A 5178-nucleotide genomic window follows, 5' to 3' on the forward strand; every position below is an offset into this window, starting at 1 on the left:
CGCTCTTCCGATCTGCTGCGGCTGGTCCGCGCGCTCGGCGACGAGCGGGCCGCGCGCGCCCGGGAGTCGGAGCGCGCCGACATCGCCGCGCACCTGCACGACTCGGTGCTGCAGACGCTCGCGCTCATCCGCGCCCGGGCCGACGACGCCGCCGAGGTCGCGCGCATGGCGCGTGCGCAGGAGCGCGAGCTGCGCGAGTGGATGTACGACGAGCGTCCCGCCCCCGGCACGTCGGTCGCGGCGGTCGTCAAGGACGTCGTCGCCGAGGTCGAGGACTCGCGGTCCGGCCCGACGGGCGACCCGGTCGCGATCGACGTGGTCGTCGTCGGGGACCGCGTCCCGGACGCCGACACCGAGGCGCTCGTGCAGGCGACGCGCGAGGCGCTCGTCAACGCGGTCGTGCACGGTCGCCCGCCGGTGTCGCTGTACCTCGAGGTGCGGTCCGACGCGGTCGAGGTGTTCGTCAAGGACCGGGGCGACGGGTTCGACGTGGACGCGATCGGACCCGACCGGTTCGGCGTGCGCGAGTCGATCATGGGCCGGGTCCGCCGTCGTGGCGGCACGGCCGAGGTGACCAGCCGGCCGGGTCGCGGCACCGAGGTGCACCTGCTGGTGCCGGTGCGTGCGGCCGCGGCGGCCGAGGGAGGGGAAGCGAGATGAGCACGGACACGACGGGCCCGTCGACGGGGGCCGTGGACGTCGTCCTCGTCGACGACCACCACCTGTTCCGGACCGGGGTGAAGGCGTCGCTCGACGCGGGCGTGCGCGTGGTCGGCGAGGCCGACGACGTCGAGTCGGCGGTCCGCGTGGTGCACGAGCTGCAGCCGCCGGTCGTGCTGCTCGACGTGCACCTGCCGGGTGGCGACGGCGGCGGCGGTGCCGAGGTGATCCGGCGCTGCACCGACCTGGGCGGCACGACGCGGTTCCTCGCGCTGTCGGTGTCGGACGCCGCGGAGGACGTCGTCGCCGTGATCCGGTCCGGCGCGCGCGGCTACGTGACGAAGGCGATCGACGGCGGGGAGCTGTCGGACGCGGTGCGCCGTGTCGCGGGCGGGGACGCGGTGTTCTCGCCGCGGCTCGCGGGCTTCGTGCTCGACGCGTTCGGCGCGGCCGCGGGCGACGTCGCGACGGGCGACGACGAGCTCGACCGGTTGTCGGCGCGCGAGCGCGAGGTCATGCGGCTCATCGCGCGCGGGTACACGTACCGCGAGGTCGCCGCGGAGCTGTTCATCTCCGTCAAGACCGTCGAGACCCATGTGTCGGCGGTGCTGCGCAAGCTCCAGCTGTCGAGCCGGCACGAGCTGACGCGGTGGGCTGCGGCGCGTCGGCTGCTCTGACGCGGTCGGGCGCCGGGGTGCGGCCGGACGTGTGACGCGATCGATCTGACGGAACGTCAGAAACCGTCACGCCTGGCGGCTAGGCTCGGGAGGCATGGAACTCCTGCAGCATCTCCTCCTCTTCCTGCACCTCCTGGGCTGGGCGATCGTGCTCGGCGGCACGCTCGTCACGATGCGCGACAACCGGCTCCCCAAGGGCGCGCTGCACGGGATCCTCACGGCGCTCATCACCGGCATCCTCATGGTCGGCCTGGCCTCGGCCAGCGACGAGCTGCGCGACCCGAACAACGTCAAGGTCGCCGTGAAGCTGGTGATCGCGCTCGTCGTGACCGGGCTGGTCGTGTACGGCACGCGTCGTCCGGAGAAGGTCACGAAGGGCCTGCTCGGCGGCGTCCTGGGCCTCACGGTGCTCAACGTCGCGATCGCGGTCCTCTGGCGCTGACCCGCCGTCCCCGTCGCGCCGCGGCCCCGGACCGCGGCGCGGCCTGACGGCGGCTAGGGTCTGCCGCCATGGGTGTGGTCGGAGAGGTCCTGATCGGCGTCGTCGTGCTCGTCGGGCTGTTCGGGGTCGTCGTGCAGGTGCTGCCCGGCGGCATCCTCGTCGCCGGTGCGGTCATCGCCTGGGGCGTGCTCACGGGCGGCGCCGCAGGCTGGACGGTCGTCGCCGTCGCAGTCCTCGCGACCGGGGTGGCGGCGGTCGGCAAGTACCTGCTCGCGGGTCGGCACCTCCAGCGTCGCGGTGTGCCGAACAGCACGCTCGTGTGGGGCGGCCTGCTGGGCGTCGTCGGCTTCTTCGTCGTCCCGGTCGTCGGTCTGCCGCTCGGGTTCGTCGTCGGCACGTACGCCGCCGAGTGGGTCCGGCTGCGCGAGCACGGTCCCGCGTGGAAGGCCACGGTCGTCGCGCTGCAGGCCACGGGCGTGACGATCCTCGTCGAGCTCGCGGGGGCGCTCGTGACGACCGCCGCGTGGGGCGTGGGGCTCGCCGTCACCTGACGGGAGCGCCCGTCCGCGACGCGGTCCTCGATGCGGCGTCCCGCCCGTCGGCCGGACGCCGCCCGGCACCTCCTGCCTGTGCGCGGCGGTCCCTCGGTGTCGGTGGCGACGCCTACGCTTGCCCTGTCATGACATCGCTGTTCGAGAGCCTTTCCCTGCCCGTGCCCGGTGGCGCCGTCCCGTCGCGCCGGACGGCCGGTGAGCCGTCCGGTCTGCCCGCCGTCGTGCCCCCGCGCGGTGAGGACGACGCCGCCCAGGAGCGTGACGCCCGCCGCCAGGAGCGCGCGGACGCGCTGCTCGTCGGGCTCAACCCGCAGCAGAAAGAGGCCGTCGTCCACAGCGGCGGCCCGCTGCTCATCGTCGCCGGCGCCGGCTCGGGCAAGACGCGCGTGCTGACGCACCGGATCGCCCACCTGCTGGCCACGCGCCGGTCGCGCCCGGGCGAGATCCTGGCGATCACGTTCACCAACAAGGCCGCCGCGGAGATGCGCGAGCGCGTCGAGCACCTGGTCGGGCCGTCCGCCCGGAACATGTGGGTCTCGACGTTCCACTCCGCGTGCGTGCGGATCCTGCGGCGCGAGGCCGCGACGCTCGGCCTGCGGTCCAGCTTCTCGATCTACGACGCCGCCGACTCGCAGCGTCTGCTCACGCTCGTCGCGCGCGAGCTCGACCTCGACCCGAAGAAGTACCCGGCGAAGGCGCTCTCGGCGAAGATCTCCGCGCTCAAGGACGAGCTCGTCGACCCCGAGACGTTCGCGGCGACCAGCGGCGGGGGAGCGGCGAACGACTTCGACACCGCGCTCGCGCAGGTCTACACGCGCTACCAGGCGCGGCTGCGGCAGGCGCAGGCGCTCGACTTCGACGACCTCATCATGTCGACCGTCCACCTGCTGCAGGGCTTCCCGGCGGTCGCCGAGCACTACCGGCGGCGGTTCCGGCACGTGCTCGTCGACGAGTACCAGGACACCAACCACGCGCAGTACATGCTCGTGCGCGAGCTCGTCGGCCACAGCGGCTCGGCGGCGGGCGCCGACGGCGAGGAGGTGCCGCGCGGCGAGCTCACGGTCGTCGGCGACGCCGACCAGTCGATCTACGCGTTCCGCGGTGCGTCGATCCGCAACATCCTCGAGTTCGAGGCCGACTACCCCGACGCGCGCACGATCCTGCTCGAGCAGAACTACCGCTCGACGCAGACGATCCTGTCCGCCGCCAACGCGGTCATCAGCCGCAACCCCGGCCGCAAGCCCAAGCGGCTGTGGACCGACTCCGGTCAGGGCGCGCAGATCGTCGCGTACGTCGCGGACACCGAGCACGAGGAGGCGCGCTTCGTCGCGCAGGAGATCGACCGCCTCGGCGACTCCGACGGCGTGCGCCCCGGTGACGTCGCGATCTTCTACCGCGCGAACGCGCAGTCCCGCGCGCTCGAGGAGGTGCTGATCCGCGTCGGCCTCCCGTACAAGGTCGTCGGCGGCACGCGCTTCTACGAGCGCAAGGAGATCAAGGACGCCGTCGCGTACCTGCGCGCGATCGCGAACCCCGACGACGACGTCAACCTGCGCCGCATCCTCAACGTGCCCAAGCGCGGGCTCGGGGACCGGTCGGAGTCGATGGTCGCGTCGTTCGCCGAGCGCGAGCGCATCTCGTTCGGCGCCGCGCTCGACCGGCTCGACGAGGTGCCCGGGCTCGGGACGCGCGCGATCACGGGGCTGTCGTCGTTCGCCGCGATGATGTCCGACCTGCGCGTGCTCGCGTTCCAGGGCGCCGGCCCCGCCGAGGTGCTCGGGGCCGTGCTCGACCGGTCCGGCTACCTCGCCGAGCTGCGGGCCAGCGAGGACCCGCAGGACGCGTCGCGCGTCGAGAACCTCGCGGAGCTGCACGCCGTCGCGACCGAGTTCGAGCAGAGCGACCCCGACGGCGACCTCGCCGACTTCCTCGAGCGCGTCTCGCTCGTCGCCGACTCCGACCAGATCCCGACGCCCGACGGCGGGGACGGGGACGACGAGGACGCGCCGCGCCAGCCGGACCAGGGCGTCATCACGCTCATGACGCTGCACACCGCCAAGGGGCTCGAGTTCCCCGTCGTGTTCCTCACGGGCATGGAGGACGGGACGTTCCCGCACATGCGCTCGCTGACGGACACCGACCAGCTCGCCGAGGAGCGCCGGCTCGCCTACGTCGGGCTGACCCGCGCGCGCGAGCGGCTCTACATCTCGCGCGCCGCGGTCCGCACGGCGTGGGGTGTGCCGAACGAGTTCCCGCCCAGCCGTTTCCTCGACGACCTGCCCGAGGAGCTCGTCGACTGGCGGCGGCGCGAGTCGTCGACGTCGTCGCTGCGCGGCGGCTGGGGATCCGGGTTCGGGTCCGGCGGCTACGGCTCCGGTCGCGCCGGGTCGGGCGGCTACGGCTCGGGCTCCGGCTCGGGCGGCTACCGGTCCGGCGGACGGACCGAGCGGGCGAAGGAGACGAAGCCCACCCTGCCGTCGACGGGCGCCAAGTTCGGGTCCGCGACCCCGCGTGGCGACGTCCCGACGCTCGCGATCGGTGACCGCGTGACGCACGACGCCTACGGGCTCGGCACGGTCGTCGGGCTCGAGGGCGCCGGGCCGAACGCCGTCGCGAAGGTCGACTTCGGCACCGAGGGCACCAAGCGCCTGCTGCTGCGCTACTCGCCGGTCACCAAGCTCTGACACGCCGCCGCCCGGAAGGGCGGCGCGCCGTCCTCACTCGTGGGTGACGTGCCCGATCGCGGCGTCTCGCGGCGCGTGCGCGCGGGCGGACCAGGGGCGGGGACGCCAGGGGCGGGGACTGCCAGGGCGTTCGCACGGGCTCGTCGCACGACCAGGACGGC

The 5178-nt window shown here is 73.9% G+C and carries 5 protein-coding genes; all 5 read left to right on the forward strand.

Going from position 1 to position 5178, the window contains the following annotated elements:
- A partial coding sequence (locus HGA02_RS09685; RefSeq protein ID WP_210728389.1) for a sensor histidine kinase occupies nucleotides 1-660 on the forward strand: 660 nt, incomplete at its 5' end.
- Nucleotides 657-1337: a LuxR C-terminal-related transcriptional regulator gene (locus HGA02_RS09690; RefSeq protein ID WP_124341530.1), complete on the forward strand. Its 681-nt coding sequence runs from the start codon at nucleotides 657-659 to the stop codon at nucleotides 1335-1337. The genes HGA02_RS09685 and HGA02_RS09690, both read left to right, overlap by 4 nt.
- A gap of 94 nt (nucleotides 1338-1431) precedes the next feature.
- Nucleotides 1432-1779 carry a hypothetical protein gene (locus HGA02_RS09695; RefSeq protein WP_168678834.1) on the forward strand — a complete coding sequence of 116 codons (348 nt, stop codon included), beginning with the start codon at nucleotides 1432-1434 and terminating at the stop codon, nucleotides 1777-1779.
- Between the two features lie 68 nt (nucleotides 1780-1847).
- A complete protein-coding gene (locus HGA02_RS09700) occupies nucleotides 1848-2330 on the forward strand; it encodes a DUF456 domain-containing protein (protein WP_162352670.1) in 483 nt (160 codons plus the stop codon).
- A gap of 128 nt (nucleotides 2331-2458) precedes the next feature.
- Nucleotides 2459-5017 (forward strand): DNA helicase PcrA, encoded by a 2559-nt coding sequence (gene pcrA / locus HGA02_RS09705; RefSeq protein WP_168678835.1) that lies wholly within the window; start codon nucleotides 2459-2461, stop codon nucleotides 5015-5017.
- The last annotated feature ends 161 nt before the right edge of the window (nucleotides 5018-5178 follow it).

Source organism: Cellulomonas septica (genome assembly GCF_012396155.1).
Taxonomy (GTDB): Bacteria; Actinomycetota; Actinomycetes; order Actinomycetales; family Cellulomonadaceae; genus Cellulomonas; species Cellulomonas septica.

Excerpts from the sequence above, each read along its gene's own strand:
- HGA02_RS09700 (WP_162352670.1), top strand. The coding sequence starts at position 1,848 with ATGGGTGTGGTCGGAGAGGTCCTGATCGGCGTCGTCGTGCTCGTCGGG.
- HGA02_RS09690 (WP_124341530.1), top strand. The coding sequence starts at position 657 with ATGAGCACGGACACGACGGGCCCGTCGACGGGGGCCGTGGACGTCGTC.
- pcrA (WP_168678835.1), top strand. The coding sequence starts at position 2,459 with ATGACATCGCTGTTCGAGAGCCTTTCCCTGCCCGTGCCCGGTGGCGCC.
- HGA02_RS09695 (WP_168678834.1), top strand. The coding sequence starts at position 1,432 with ATGGAACTCCTGCAGCATCTCCTCCTCTTCCTGCACCTCCTGGGCTGG.